This is a genomic window from Roseobacter sp. AzwK-3b (genome assembly GCF_000170875.1).
Taxonomy (GTDB): domain Bacteria; phylum Pseudomonadota; class Alphaproteobacteria; order Rhodobacterales; family Rhodobacteraceae; genus Roseovarius; species Roseovarius litoreus.
The window spans coordinates 134911-148954 of sequence record NZ_ABCR01000009.1; the positions used below are offsets into that span (position 1 = coordinate 134911).

The 14044-nt window shown below is 64.1% G+C and carries 16 protein-coding genes; 12 read left to right on the top strand and 4 right to left on the bottom strand.

All coding sequences use genetic code 11. From position 1 onward, the window contains the following. The first annotated feature begins 139 nt into the window (after positions 1-139). From coxB to RAZWK3B_RS15645, 12 genes are all read left to right on the top strand, one after another. On the top strand, positions 140-982 hold the full coding sequence (coxB, locus tag RAZWK3B_RS15590) for a cytochrome c oxidase subunit II (RefSeq protein WP_007816816.1): 843 nt from the start codon (positions 140-142) through the stop codon (positions 980-982). A 79-nt stretch (positions 983-1061) separates the two neighbouring features. Continuing rightward, positions 1062-2003: a heme o synthase gene (cyoE, locus tag RAZWK3B_RS15595; protein ID WP_007816817.1), complete on the top strand. Its 942-nt coding sequence runs from the start codon at positions 1062-1064 to the stop codon at positions 2001-2003. Further along, positions 2003-2170, top strand: coding sequence for a cytochrome c oxidase system small membrane protein (locus tag RAZWK3B_RS21480; protein ID WP_007816819.1), 168 nt, complete (start codon positions 2003-2005; stop codon positions 2168-2170). Before cyoE ends, RAZWK3B_RS21480 begins: the two co-directional genes overlap by 1 nt. Further along, positions 2170-2751 (top strand): cytochrome c oxidase assembly protein, encoded by a 582-nt coding sequence (locus RAZWK3B_RS15605; protein WP_007816820.1) that lies wholly within the window; start codon positions 2170-2172, stop codon positions 2749-2751. Before RAZWK3B_RS21480 ends, RAZWK3B_RS15605 begins: the two co-directional genes overlap by 1 nt. Positions 2752-2776: 25 nt before the next feature. Continuing rightward, positions 2777-3589, top strand: coding sequence for a cytochrome c oxidase subunit 3 (locus RAZWK3B_RS15610; protein ID WP_007816821.1), 813 nt, complete (start codon positions 2777-2779; stop codon positions 3587-3589). Between the two features lie 112 nt (positions 3590-3701). Further along, a complete protein-coding gene (locus tag RAZWK3B_RS15615) occupies positions 3702-4385 on the top strand; it encodes an SURF1 family protein (RefSeq protein ID WP_007816822.1) in 684 nt (227 codons plus the stop codon). Beyond that, on the top strand, positions 4382-5770 hold the full coding sequence (gene thrC, locus RAZWK3B_RS15620) for a threonine synthase (RefSeq protein WP_007816823.1): 1389 nt from the start codon (positions 4382-4384) through the stop codon (positions 5768-5770). The genes RAZWK3B_RS15615 and thrC overlap by 4 nt, the downstream gene beginning before the upstream one ends. After that, on the top strand, positions 5767-7029 hold the full coding sequence (locus RAZWK3B_RS15625) for a M16 family metallopeptidase (protein WP_007816824.1): 1263 nt from the start codon (positions 5767-5769) through the stop codon (positions 7027-7029). The genes thrC and RAZWK3B_RS15625 overlap by 4 nt, the downstream gene beginning before the upstream one ends. Then, positions 7029-7613, top strand: a complete 585-nt coding sequence (locus RAZWK3B_RS15630; protein WP_007816826.1) for a GNAT family N-acetyltransferase — start codon at positions 7029-7031, stop codon at positions 7611-7613. The genes RAZWK3B_RS15625 and RAZWK3B_RS15630 overlap by 1 nt, the downstream gene beginning before the upstream one ends. 89 nt (positions 7614-7702) lie before the next feature. Beyond that, positions 7703-8536: an MBL fold metallo-hydrolase gene (locus tag RAZWK3B_RS15635; RefSeq protein ID WP_007816828.1), complete on the top strand. Its 834-nt coding sequence runs from the start codon at positions 7703-7705 to the stop codon at positions 8534-8536. 52 nt (positions 8537-8588) lie between these two features. Then, complete coding sequence (locus RAZWK3B_RS15640; protein ID WP_007816830.1) at positions 8589-10013, top strand: FAD-binding oxidoreductase; 1425 nt, start codon at positions 8589-8591, stop codon at positions 10011-10013. An 86-nt stretch (positions 10014-10099) separates the two neighbouring features. Then, positions 10100-11539 (top strand): methyl-accepting chemotaxis protein, encoded by a 1440-nt coding sequence (locus tag RAZWK3B_RS15645; RefSeq protein WP_007816831.1) that lies wholly within the window; start codon positions 10100-10102, stop codon positions 11537-11539. Between the two features lie 43 nt (positions 11540-11582). Here the strand turns inward: RAZWK3B_RS15645 and RAZWK3B_RS15650 are convergent, their stop codons facing one another. From RAZWK3B_RS15650 to RAZWK3B_RS15665, 4 genes are read right to left on the bottom strand one after another with little or no spacing between them, the layout of a single operon-like run. Continuing rightward, complete coding sequence (locus RAZWK3B_RS15650; RefSeq protein WP_007816833.1) at positions 11583-12062, bottom strand: DUF6505 family protein; 480 nt, start codon at positions 12060-12062, stop codon at positions 11583-11585. Then, positions 12059-12769 carry a biotin/lipoate--protein ligase family protein gene (locus RAZWK3B_RS15655; RefSeq protein ID WP_007816835.1) on the bottom strand — a complete coding sequence of 237 codons (711 nt, stop codon included), beginning with the start codon at positions 12767-12769 and terminating at the stop codon, positions 12059-12061. Before RAZWK3B_RS15655 ends, RAZWK3B_RS15650 begins: the two co-directional genes overlap by 4 nt. After that, positions 12766-13830 (bottom strand): iron-sulfur cluster carrier protein ApbC, encoded by a 1065-nt coding sequence (gene apbC / locus RAZWK3B_RS15660; RefSeq protein ID WP_007816836.1) that lies wholly within the window; start codon positions 13828-13830, stop codon positions 12766-12768. The genes RAZWK3B_RS15655 and apbC overlap by 4 nt, the downstream gene beginning before the upstream one ends. A gap of 2 nt (positions 13831-13832) precedes the next feature. Further along, entirely contained in the window at positions 13833-14036 is a 204-nt protein-coding gene (locus tag RAZWK3B_RS15665) for a DUF6494 family protein (RefSeq protein ID WP_007816838.1), read from the bottom strand. Between the last annotated feature and the right edge of the window lie 8 nt (positions 14037-14044).

Below are 14044 nucleotides of genomic sequence, written 5' to 3' on the forward strand. Positions count from 1 at the left end.
GTCTGTTTGCCGCAACGGTCTTTCTTGTCGTCTGTGGCAGAATATGGTTTCTAGCGTCGACGAAACAACGGGATTCCGCGGTATGCGGTATTTCGACGGGAACAAAACAACTACCGCTTCAACCGATCTAAGGTGCAATATGCGACGATTCATCAGCCTTCTGGCAGCTTTGGCCGCCGTCTCCGCCATGCCCGCGCGCGCGCAGGAAGGGCTTGAAATTATCGGTGCTCCCAAACCGGGTGGCATCGGCTTTCAGCCAGCCGCCACGGAGCTGGCGCGCGATCTGCAGTGGCTGGACGGCATGATCCTGGTGATCATCACGATCATCACGATCTTTGTCTGTGCGCTGCTGGTGATTGTCATGGTGCGCTACAACCGTAAGGCCAACCCGAACCCGGCCACCTTCACGCACAACTCGCCGATTGAAATCGCCTGGACGGTGGTGCCGATCGTGATCCTTGTCTTCATCGGGGCGTTCTCGCTGCCGGTGCTGTTCAAGCAGCAGGAAATTCCCGAGGCGGATATCAATATCAAGGTGACCGGCTACCAGTGGTACTGGGGCTATGAATATACCGATCACGAGTTCGCCTTCGACAGCTTCATGCTGGCGCGCGAAGAGCTCGAGGAATACGGCTACAGCCAGGATGAATACCTGCTGGCCACCAACACCGCCGTGGTCGTGCCCGTGGGCAAGACCGTCGTGATGCAGGTGACCGCCGCTGACGTGATCCACAGCTGGACGATCCCCGCCTTCGGCGTGAAGCAGGATGCCGTGCCGGGCCGTCTGGCGGAACTGTGGTTCAACGCCGAGAAGGAAGGCATCTATTTCGGTCAGTGCAGCGAATTGTGCGGCAAAGACCACGCCTATATGCCGATCACCGTCAAGGTCGTGAGCGAGGAAGCCTATGAGATGTGGCTGAACGGCGCGATCGAGGAATACGCCGGCACGCCGCGCGACCTGAAGGTGGCTTCGGCCCAGTGATCCTTGGTGGCGGGCGCGTGGCCGTGCCCGCCCGCACCTGCGACGGGTGCCCGCCAGCGCACCGCAGACGGAGACTTGAATGACCGACGCGAGCCTCAATACAGCATCGACCCAGACCGGCGAAGCGGGTTTCGGCGACTACTTCGCCCTGCTCAAGCCGCGGGTGATGACGCTTGTGGTGTTCACCGCCCTGGTGGGCCTGCTGGCGGCGCCGGTGTCGGTGCATCCGGTGGTGGGCTTTGCGGCGATCCTGTTCATCGCCGTGGGCGGCGGTGCGTCGGGCGCGCTCAACATGTGGTGGGATGCCGATATCGACGCGGTGATGAAGCGCACCGCGCGCCGGCCGATCCCGTCGGGCAAGGTCACCGGGGACGAGGCCTTTGCCATCGGCATGACGCTGTCGGCGTTTTCGGTGATCTTTCTTGCGCTGGCCACCAATTGGGTGGCGGCGGGGCTGCTGGCCTTCACCATCTTCTTCTACGTCGTGATCTACTCCATGTGGCTCAAGCGGTGGACGCCGCAGAACATCGTGATCGGTGGCGCCGCGGGTGCGTTCCCTCCGATGATCGGCTGGGCCGCCGCGACCGGAACGGTCAGCATCGAATCGGTGCTGATGTTCGCGCTGATCTTCATGTGGACGCCGCCGCATTTCTGGGCGCTGGCGCTGTTCATGCGCTCGGATTACGACGAGGCGGGGGTGCCGATGCTGACCGTGACGCATGGTCGCCGGGCCACCCGCGTGCATATCCTTGTCTACACGATCCTGCTGGCGGCGCTGGCCATCGGCACAGGGTTCACTGCCGTGGGCGGGCCGATCTATCTGGCGGTCGCGGTGGTGCTGAACGTGATGTTCCTGATCGGTGCGGTGCGAATCTGGCGCCGCGACGAGGTGATGGCCGAGGCTGACAATTACGCCGTCGAAAAGAAGGTGTTCCGCCTGTCGCTCTATTACCTCTTCGCGCATTTCGGGGCGATCGCGCTCGAGGCAGGGCTGGCGCCCTTCGGCTTCGGGGGCTGGTGATGAGCTTTCGGCAGGAACACGAACTGCACAAGCGCCGCTTCGGCCGGAACCTTGGCCTTGGGGTCATTCTGGCGGGGCTGGTGGCGTTGGTGTTCGGGCTGACTGTGGTCAAGGTGAGCAATGACGATTTCTCGGTGGAAACGCAGGCGAGTGGAGGACAGAACTGATGGCGTTGAGCGGTAAATCACGGACTGTTTTGCAATTGGTCGGTGTGGTCGTCTTCATGGGCGGTCTGGGCTGGGCGTCAGTGCCGCTTTACGACTGGTTCTGCCGCGTGACCGGCTATGGCGGCTCGACCAATGTATCGGCCACCGGATCGGACGAAATCCTTGACCGGACCATCAAGGTCCGCTTCGACGCCAGCAAGGAGCGCGATTTCCCGTGGGAATTCCGCCCCATGCAGCGCGAGATGGAGGTGCGGATCGGCGAGACGGGTCTGGCCTTTTACGAGGCATACAACCCGACGGACAAGCCGATCGCGGGCCAGTCGAGCTATAACGTGACGCCGTTCGAGGCGGGGCTGTTCTTTACCAAGATCGACTGCTTCTGCTTTCAGGAGCAGGTATTGCAGCCCGGCGAACGCGTCGAGATGCCGGTCACTTTCTTCGTCGACCCCGAGCTGGTCAATGACCGCGACGCCAAGCTGACCCATACCATTACCCTGTCCTATACGTTCTACCAGATCGACATGCCCGAAGAGCATGCGGCGGTTGAAATGGACAGCGAAACCACCAACAAACAGAACTAAGCCTTCACGAGGGATTGCGACCAAGATGGCACACGAAAAGAACCACGATTACCACATTCTGAACCCCTCAATCTGGCCGTTCCTCGGCTCGTTGGCGGGGTTTGTCATGCTGTTCGGCGCCGTGCTGTGGATGTCGCCGCAGGTGTCCAACAACCAGCCTTGGGTCTTCCTGATCGGCTTTGTCGGCGTGCTTTACGTCATGTTCGGCTGGTGGTCGGACACGGTGACCGAGAACCAGGCTGGCGATCACACCCCGGTCGTGCGGATCGGCCTGCGCTATGGCTTCATCATGTTCATCATGTCCGAAGTCATGTTCTTCGCCGCATGGTTCTGGAGCTTCTTCAAACACGCCATGTATCCGATGGGCCCCGAAAGCCCGGCGGTCGACGGTCAGTGGCCCCCTGCGGGCATCGAGACCTTCGATCCCTGGCACCTGCCGCTGATCAACACGCTGATCCTGCTGTGCTCGGGTGCGGCGGCGACATGGGCGCATCACGCGCTGGTCCATGAGAACAACCGCAAGGACATCAAGCAGGGTCTGGCCATCGCCATCGCGCTTGGCTTCATCTTCACCCTGTTCCAGATCTACGAATATACCCATGCGAGCTTCGGCTTCGCGGGGAACATCTATGGCGCCAACTTCTTCATGGCGACCGGGTTCCACGGCGCGCATGTGGTGATCGGCACGATCTTCCTGTTCGTCTGCCTGATGCGGGCGATGCGCGGCCATTTCACCCCCGAAAACCATATCGGGTTCGAGGCGGCTGCGTGGTACTGGCATTTCGTGGACGTGGTGTGGCTGTTCCTGTTCGCCGCGATCTACGTCTGGGGCGCCTGACCTACGAAACGTACAAGGCTTGCGCGGGGGCGGTTGCATTTCCGTCCCCAAGGCGCAAGAAAGCAAAGCGCGCGGGCTATCGCGCGCTTTTCCTTTTGAACGGAGCCAAGGCTTGGCACGACTTCTCTTCATCCTGATCTTCGGCGGAACCGGCATCGCCATTCTGGTCAGTCTGGGCACCTGGCAGATGGAGCGCCTGGCCTGGAAGGAAGGGATTCTTGCCGAGATCGAAACCAAGATTGCCGCCGATCCCGTGGACCTGCCGGCGTCCCCCGATCCCGAGGCAGACAAGTATCTGCCGGTGCGCACCAGTGGCGAGATCGGCGACCGCGCCTTGCGTGTGCTGGTCAGCCAGAAGCAGATCGGCGCGGGCTACAGGGTGATTTCGGCGCTCGACACGGGCGAGCGGCGGCTGTTGGTCGATCGCGGCTTCGTCCGGGTGAGCGAGGATATTCCCGCCCCGCCCGAGGGCGAGGTGACGATCACCGGCAACCTGCATTGGCCCGATGACCGCAACGATTCGACGCCCGAAAACGATGTGGCGGACAACACATGGTTCGCCCGCGATCTGGATCAGATGGCGCGCGAGTTGGGCACCGAACCGCTTTTGGTGGTGGCGCGCGAGACGTCGTTTTCCGACGCTCCGGTGACGCCGCTCCCGGTGGACACGGCAACCATTCCGAACGATCACTTCGAATACGCGATGACATGGTTCTCGCTGGCCGCGATCTGGGCCGCGATGACCGCTTACTTTCTTTGGCGCACGCGCAAGACAGCGAAAGGCGACACGGCATGAAATACATCTCGACCCGGGGCGCCGCCCCTGTTCTGAGCTTCGAAGAGGCGATGCTGACCGGGCTGGCGCGTGATGGTGGGCTGTACCTGCCGCAGAGCATCCCCCACATGAGCTTTGCCGAGATCGCCGCTCTGGATGGTCAGAGCTATGAAGAGGTGGCGTTTCGCGTGATGCGTCCGTTCATCGGCGACGCCTTCACCGATCACGAATTCCGCGAGATCATCGCGCGCGCCTATGCGGGCTTTGGTCATGTGGCGCGCGCGCCGCTCAAGCAGTTGGACAGCGCGCATTTCCTGCTGGAGCTGTTCCACGGCCCGACACTGGCGTTCAAGGATTTCGCCATGCAGCTCATCGGCCAGATGTTCGAGGCCTCGCTCAAGCGCAGCGGGCGGCGGGTGTGCATCGTGGGCGCCACCAGCGGTGACACGGGATCCGCCGCGATCGAGGCGTTCCGGGGTCTGGATGCGGTGGATGTGTTCATACTCTATCCGCATGGGCGCGTGTCCGAGGTGCAGCGCCGCCAGATGACCACGCCCACCGAATCGAATGTGCACGCGCTGGCCATCGACGGGCATTTCGACGATGCGCAGGCGCGCGTGAAGGATATGTTCAACGATTTCGAGTTCCGCGATGCGGTGGGGCTTGCCGGCGTCAACTCGATCAACTGGGCGCGGGTGCTGGCGCAGGTGGTCTATTACTTCACGTCCGCCGTGAGCCTTGGTGCGCCGCATCGCGCCGTCAGTTTCACCGTGCCCACGGGCAATTTCGGCGATGTGTTCGCGGGCTATGTCGCGCGGCGCATGGGCCTGCCGATCGACCGGCTGGTGGTGGCCACCAATCAGAACGACATCCTGCATCGCTGCCTGAGCGGGGGGGCGTATGTGCCCGATGGGGTGATCCCGTCGATCAGCCCGTCGATGGACATTCAGGTGAGTTCCAATTTCGAACGCGCGCTCTTCTATGCCTATGGCGAGGATGGCGCGGCGGTGGCGCAGCTGATGGACGAGCTGAAAGCCGGGGGGTTCCACGTCAGTCAAGGCGCCTTGCAGGCGCTGCGCGAAACGTTCGCCTCGGGGCGCTGCGACGAGGAGGAAACCCGCGCCACGATCCTGCAGACATGGGCCGGCACGGGCGAGCTTTTGTGCCCGCACAGCGCCGTGGGCGTCAAGGTGGCCGAAGAGATGCGCCGGCCGGATGTGCCGATGGTCACGCTGGCCACGGCCCATCCCGCCAAGTTCCCCGCCGCCGTCGAAGAGGCGTCGGGCGTGCATCCCCCCTTGCCCGAGCGCATGTCGGACCTGTATGAGCGATCCGAACGTGTGACCCGGGTCGCCAACGACCTTGCCGCGATCGAAACACTCATCAAGGAACGGACCGCGCATTGACCGTCAATCTGACCACTCTGGACAATGGATTTCGCATCGTCACCGAGGCGATGCCGGGCCTGCAATCGGCGGCCATCGGCATCTGGGTGAATGCCGGCGCGCGCCATGAACGCGCCGAACAGAACGGCATCGCCCATTTCCTTGAGCATATGGCCTTCAAGGGCACCAGGACGCGCAGCGCGCTGGCCATCGCCGAGGCGATCGAGGATGTGGGCGGCTATATCAACGCCTATACCAGCCGCGAGGTCACGGCCTATTACGCGCGCGTGTTGAAGGACGATGTGCCGCTGGCGCTGGACGTGGTGGCCGATATCTTGCGCAACCCGCTGTTCGAGGGCCGCGAGATCGAGGTCGAGCGTGGCGTGATCCTGCAGGAGATCGGTCAGGCGCTGGACACGCCCGACGACATCATCTTCGACTGGCTGCAGGAAAAAGCCTATCCCGATCATCCGCTTGGCCGCACGATCCTTGGCCCCGAAGAGCGTGTGGGCGCGTTTTCGCGCGCCGATCTGACGCGCTTTGTGGATGAGCATTACGGGCCGGGGCAGATGGTGCTGGCCGCCGCCGGTGCGGTGGATCATGACGCGATCGTGCGCGATGCCGAAAAGCTCTTTGGCGACATGACGCCCAAGGCGCCCTATACGCCGGATGCCGCGCGCTTTGCAGGCGGTGAAAGCCGGCGGGTCAAGACGCTGGAGCAGGCGCATTTCGCGCTGGCCTTCGAGGCGCCGGATTATGCCCATCCCGATATCTTCACCGCGCAGATCTATGCCTCGGCGCTTGGCGGGTCGATGTCGTCGCGGCTGTTTCAGGAAATCCGCGAACAGCGCGGGCTGTGCTATACGATCTTCGCGCAGGCCGGCGCCTATTCGGATACCGGGATGCTGACGATCTATGCGGGCACCTCGGCTGCCGAAATGGCCAATCTGGCGGACATCACCGTGGACGAGATGAAGCGCGCCGCAGAGGATTTCACCTCGGAAGAGATCGAGCGTGCGCGCGCGCAGATGAAAGCCGGGCTTCTGATGGGGCTGGAAAGCCCCTCGAACCGGGCCGAGCGTCTGGCGCGCATGTTGCAGATCTGGGGCCGGGTGCCCGATCTGCCCGAGGTGGTCGAGCGCATCGACGCGGTCACGCTGCAGGATGTGCGCCGCCTTGCGCAAACCACGATCTCGGACGCGCCGGTGGCCATGGCGCTTTACGGTCCGGTTGAGGCGGCCCCAAGCCTTGAGGCGCTTCAGGACAGGCGCGCCGCCTGATGTTCCTGCCACGCCGGAAAGTCAGGATCGAGACCGAGCGTCTGACCCTGCGCCAGCCGGTGCTGACCGATTACCGGGACTGGTCCGAGCTGCGCGAACAAAGTGCCGACTTCCTGATCCCGTGGGAGCCGACATGGGCCGAGGATCACCTTGCGCGCAAGGCGTTTTCCAACCGCGTCTACTGGGCGCAGCGGTCCATCTCGCAAGGCACGGCGCTGCCGCTGTTTCTGATTCGGCGCGAAGACAGCACGATGGTGGGCGCGATCACGCTGGACAATATCCGGCGCGGGCCGGCACAGGCGGGCACGCTGGGATACTGGACCGGCGAGGCCCATGCGCGGCAAGGGTATATGCGCGAGGCGATCCTCGGGGTGGTGCATCACGCCTTCGACCGGCTGGACCTAAGCCGGATCGAAGCCGCGTGCCTGCCCGAAAATCAGGCGTCGCGCGGGTTGCTGGAAAAATGCGGCTTCAAATACGAAGGCGTCGCGCAAAGCTATCTGCAGATCAACGGGCGCTGGCGGACCCATGTGCTTTATGCGTCGCTGCGCCGTGACCGGCGGGGCCGCACGGAAATCGGCTGATACGGCAGGCGCGTGGCGCTCATGCAAAGCCGGGGCTGACGCGGGGCGATTCCGTGCTACCTTTCGTTGCGTAAACGGAGGGTGCTTCCATGATCCGACTTTTGTTTGCTCTTGTCCTGTCCCTTGCGGGCGCGACCACCATGACCCATGCGCAGGCGCGCCAGCCCAGCCATTGCATCGCCATCGCGCAAAACACGCCGGGCATCGAATATCTGCACAAGGCCAGTTTCCGCGCGCCGGTGCCCGAATTCTCGGCCCGGCTTCGCTATATCGCCCATGCCTCTTTCCTGATCCAGACCGAGGACGGGCTGTCGGCGGTCACCGATTTCACCGGCTTTGTCGGCAATGTGGATTTCATTCCCGACGTGGTGACGATGAACCACGCCCATTCGACCCATTGGACCCCGAACCCCGATCCGGCGATCCCGCATGTGCTGCCGGGCTGGGGCGAAGAGTTCGGCGCCGGGATCGAGCATTATCTCGATCTGGGCGGTATGGTGGTGCGCAATGTCTCGACCGATATCCGAAGCTGGGATGGCGGGGTCGAGCAGAAGGGCAATTCGATCTTCGTCTTCGAGGTGGCGGGCCTGTGCATCGGTCATCTGGGGCATTTGCATCAGGAACCGAGCGACGAGCAATATGCCGCCCTTGGCCGGATGGATGTGGTGATGGCGCCGGTGGATGGCGGCTTTACCCTGCCGCTCGAGAACATGATCAGCGTGCTCAATCGCATGAAGGCGCGGATCGTGATCCCGATGCATTGGTTCGCCGATGGCTCACTGGGGCGGTTCCTCGCCGGGATGGAGGGTGAGTTCGACATCGTGGAAACCGGCGGCAGCGAGATCACCGTGTCGCTGCGCGATCTGCCGGACCGGCCCACGATCATGGTGCTGCGCCCGTCGTATCTGCGCGAGGACGAGTAGCACGGGTGCGATGGGGGCTGGACCATTCCGACCGGCATGATAGCTAATCGGCATGGCTTTGAACCCCGTCACCCCCGACATCATAGCGCGCCTGAAGGGCGCGCTTCCTGCGTCCGCCTTTCGCGAGGCGGCGCCCCATTACCTTGAAGAGCCGCGTGGCCGTTGGGCCGGGCAGGCGGGGGTGATCGTGGCCCCCGAAACGGTCGAGCAGGTCTCGGCCGTGATTGCCGCCGCCGCCCGCGACCGCGTCCCGCTGCTGCCTTATGGCGGGGGGACCGGGCTGGTCGGCGGGCAGATCAGTGCCGAGGGCACCGCCCCGATCCTTCTGAGCCTTGAGCGGATGCGCGCGATCCGGGGGCTTTATCCCGAAGAGAACCTGATGATCGTCGAGGCGGGCGCGATCCTGTCGGATGTGCATGACGCGGCGCTTGGCGCGGACCGGCTTTACCCGCTCAGTATCGCCTCGAAGGGCAGCGCGCGGATCGGCGGGTTGCTCGCCACCAATGCGGGTGGGGTCAATGTGCTGCGCTACGGCAATGCGCGCGAGCTTTGCGTGGGGCTGGAGGCGGTGTTGCCCGATGGGCAGATCTGGCACGGTCTCAAGCGGTTGCGCAAGGACAACACCGGCTATGACCTGCGGGATCTGCTGATCGGCTCGGAAGGGACGTTGGGCGTCATCACGGCAGCCACGCTGCGGCTGGCGCCGCGCCCTGCGGGCGAGGGGACGGCGCTGATGGTGGTCGACAGCCCCGCCGCGGCACTCGCGCTTTTGTCGATGGCGCGCGATCACATGGGCGAGGGGGTCAGCGCCTTCGAGCTGATGCACCTTGCCGGGCTGGAATTTCTGGCCGAAACGCTGCCCGATATCCGCCAACCCTTTGCCGATCCGCCCGAATGGTTCGTGCTGATCGATGTGGGTCTGGCGCGCGGGCTGGATCCGGCAACGGCGCTTGAGACACTCTTTGCGCAAGCGTTCGAGGCCGGTCTGGTCAGCGACGGGATGATCGCCAGTTCCGAGGCGCAGCGCCACGACTTCTGGGAGGTGCGCGAACAGATCCCCGAGGCGAACCGCCGCATCGGCTCGGTCAGTTCGCACGACATCTCGTTGCCGCTTGGCGCGATCCCCGATTTCATCGCGCGCGCGCCGGATGTCATCGCGCGGATCGGCGCGTTCCGGATCAATTGTTTCGGCCATCTGGGCGATGGGAACCTGCATTACAACGTGTTCCCGATGCCGGGCCGCAGCCGTCACGACCATATGAATGAACGCGCGGCGATCAAGCAGGCGGTGCATGATCTGGTGGACGAGATGGGCGGTTCGGTCAGCGCCGAACACGGGATCGGCCGGCTCAAGGTGGCGGATCTCGAGCGCTATGGCGATCCTGCCAAGCTGTCGGCGATGCGCGCGATCAAGACGGCCCTTGATCCGTTGGGCATCATGAATCCCGGCGCGGTTCTGCGGGCCGAGGCGGTATAATCCCCGGAACAGCCATGGCCCGCCTAATAGGGCCGGGCTTTGCGCCGTTATCTCTCTGACAAGTGCAACTTGGAGGAAGACGACGAATGTTCGATCGGGATTTTGACTTGGACGTGCAGGCCGAGGGTGAGACCGGCGGCGATGCGACGGATCTTTCATCGGTATCCGATATCGCGCGTCGTATCGGTGATCTGGCGGTGTCCATCGCCGCAGTTTCGGGCGATGTGCAGGATGTATCAGAGCTGGCGGTGCGGCAGCGCGACGGCTTTCTGGTCATCAAGGACCGGATGCGCGACATGGCCACGCATGGCTTGCAGGTGCGCGACGCCGCCGCGTCGGCGCTGGAACAGTCCGGGGCCGCCGAGGAACGCATCGGCCTGACCAGTTCGCATCTGGCGCAGATGGTCGTGCAGGTGGCGAATCTGACCGAACAGGTCGCGGTCATCAGCGAGCGGCTGACGCGGGTGGCCGAAACGGTCAAGAGCGTCACCAAGGTGTCGCAGCACGTGGCGGGGATCGCGCGTCACACCAACCTTCTGTCGCTCAATGCGGCGGTCGAGGCGGCGCGCGCCGGGGAATATGGCCGTGGCTTTGCCGTGGTGGCGGGTGAGGTCAAGAACCTCTCCACACAGGCCAGTTCGGCCACCGCCGAGATCACCGGCACGGTCGACAAACTGGCCGAGGAGTTGAATTCCCTGATCGGTCAGGTCACGGATGCGGGCGGCCTTGCCGACAAGATCCGTGACGTGACCGGCGCGGTCGAGGACGACGTTCACGCGCTGCCCGAAACCTTCGCGACCGTCCGTCGGGCACAGGAAGACATCGTTGCGGCCTCCCGGAGCATCGAAGGCTCGATCATGGAGACCCAGCAGCAGGTCGAGACCCTGACCGACACGGTCGAGCAATCCACCATGAGCCTTTCGACGGCGTCGGACAAGCTGCAGGATATCACCAACGATTCCGAAACGATCACCGCGATTTCCGCGCGTCTTGGGGTTCACACCGTGGACACGCCCTATATCAAGGCGGTCAGCAAGGCGGCAGCCGATATCTCGCGCGTGTTCGAAGAGGCGGTGACGCGCGGCGCCATATCGGTGCATGATCTGTTCGACGAGGCGTATACCGTCATTCCCGGCTCGGACCCGCAGCAGCATATGACGCGTTTCGTCCATTTCACCGACCGTATGCTGCCCGAGATACAGGAGCCGATGCTGAATTTCTCGGAGCAGGTCGTGTTCTGTGCCGCGACCGATCGCAACGGCTATATCGCGACCCATAATCTCAAGTTCAGCCGTCCGCAGGAAGCGGGAGCCATCGAGTGGAACGCCAAAAACTCCCGCAACCGGCGCATCTTCAACGACCGTGTCGGCCTGCGTGCGGGGCAAAGCCAGCGGCCCTTCCTCGTGCAGGCCTATCGCCGTGACATGGGCGGCGGCGAATACCGCATGATGAAGGATGTCTCGGCCCCGATCACGGTCAATGGCCGCCACTGGGGCGGGTTGCGGCTGGCCTATCTGGTGGGCTGACACAGGCTATCATGGGGCGCGGGTGACGCGCCCCATGTCGGGGCTATTCGTCCAGCGATCCGTGGATCGCAAATTGCTCGATCCCGGCATCCTGCGCCTCGATCACGCGAAACGTCTCGCGCACGCCCGAGGGGGTCAGTTCCCGCGCCACGGTCAGCAGCGTGTTGGGGGTGTGATCCTCGCACAGCTCGATCATGTGGTCGATCTCGGCCTCGGCCACGGGGCGGGCTGCCTCGGGGCTTGGGGCGCCATAGACATCGACGAAATGCCGCGCCAGCGCATCGGCCAGCGCGTCGCGCTCGGCCGGCTCGATCTGGGTGACGGCGACAAAGGTCACCCGGCCAAAGGTTTCCACCCCAAGCCAGCCGTTTGAAAACGCCTGTCGCGGCTTGCCGGTCAGATCGGCCTCGGACCAGTTCGAAAACTCGAACCCGCCCGCGACGCACCATTCCCCGGTGCGTGCCGGGCTTGCATAGACACGCATGTCGCTTTCGTCGAAATGGATCGCACGGGCCAGTTTCATGAGCTTTTCTCCAGAACGCTGCTCAGCGGGATGAGATGCGTTTTCGTGTCGTCACGCAAGAGCATCCCGAAATTCTCGTCCACCCCCAGAAAGGTGCCGGTCCGCCCGCTGCAGGTGATATCCTCGCCGATCCCATGGGCCAGACCGCGCCAATCGGTATGCAGCGCGCGCGGCCCGTCCTCTTCCCAACGGGTGATCCAGGCCAGCGTGTGCCGCGCCCAGGCTTCCAGCAGCTCGGTCGCATCCACATCGGCGCACCCCTCGTCATAAAGCGCCGTTTCGTCCGGGCGCTCGCCGGGGGCATGGCCGACGCTCAACAGCGGCACCTCCAGCCCCACCACCAGCCAGTCGGGCAGGGCGGTGGCATCGGACGTGCTGGCCATCGCCCGCATCCTGCCGCAAGAGGCGCCGTTTACGCGCAGCCCCCCCGCCCATTCCAGATGCACCGCCACTTCGGGGGGGCCGAGCGCGCCAAGCGCGTTCTGGAAGCCCACACCGCACAGCGGCAGCATGGCCATCGCCTGCTCCAGCGGCACCTCGGGCGCCATGACCAGCGCCGCCGCCAACCGGTTGGCCGCGATGTTGTGCACGATCAGTCCCGCGTCACAGCCAAGCGCCGCCATGGCACAGGCCTTTTCGAACGGGTCGATCCCGGCATCGACCGGGTGGCCCGACATCAGCGGTGGAAAGGCCGGCACGTCGCTCATGCCACCCCCTGATCCACCAGATAGCGGGCGATTTCCCGGAACGCCTGCGCCTGCGGCGCATCGGGTTTCGACACCACGATCGGCGCCCCCCCGTCCGAGGCGGTGCGGATGTCGATATGCAACGGCACTTCCGCCAGAAGCGGCACGCCGATCTTCTCGCATTCCGCTTTGACGCCGCCATGCCCGAAGACATGTTCTTCATGGCCGCACTGGCTGCAGATATGGGTGGACATGTTCTCGATCATGCCCAGCACGGGGACATGCAGCTGATTGAACATGTCGATCCCCTTGCGCGCATCCAGAAGCGCCACGTCCTGCGGGGTCGAGACGACGATCGCCCCGTCCACCACGGCCTTTTGCGCCAGCGTCATCTGCACGTCGCCGGTGCCGGGCGGCAGATCGACCAGCAGCACGTCAAGCGCGCCCCACTGGACCTGCATGAGCATTTGCTGCAGCGCCCCCATCAGCATCGGACCGCGCCAGACCACGGCCTGATCCTCGTTGGTCATCAGACCGATCGACATCATGGTGACGCCGTGATTGCGCATCGGCAGGATGGTCTTGCCATCCGGGCTGGCAGGACGGCCCGACACGCCCAGCATCCTTGGCTGGCTGGGGCCATAGACATCCGCATCCAGCAGACCCACGCGCCGCCCCTCGGCGGCCAGCGCACAGGCCAGATTGGCCGAGACGGTGGATTTGCCCACGCCGCCCTTGCCGCTGGCGATGGCGATGATGTGATTGACGCCGGGCACGTGCTGCGGCCCTTGCGGTTCGGCCTTGCGCTGCGGCTTGAGGTCCGGCGGCGCCTTGGAGGAATGCCCCGTCAGCACCGCCGAGACGCTGGCCGCCCCCGCGAGCGCGTTGACCGCGGCTTCGGCCTCGGCGCGCACCGGCTCGTAGATATCGGCCTTTGCCGGGTCGATCTCCAGAACGAAGCGCACGGTGTCGCCTTCGACGTTCAGCCCACGCATCACGCCTGCCGATACGATATCCGAGCCGCTCACGGGGTCATTGACCGCCTTCAGCGCCTCGAGAACGGTTTCTCTAGTCAGAGCCACGGTCAGCCTTGCCCCTTGATGATGCCGGTCACTTCGTGCTCGATATCCAGCCCGTCGACCGTCAGAACCACGCGCGCCTTGAATTCCTTGCCGTCCAGATCGCCCGCCTTGCGCAGACCGTCCTCGATTGCCTGCTGCGAGGTGACGCCCACCTGCTTGAGGAACTTGCGCATGGACATGTTGAAATCACCGATATCGTCGCTCATTTCCGTCT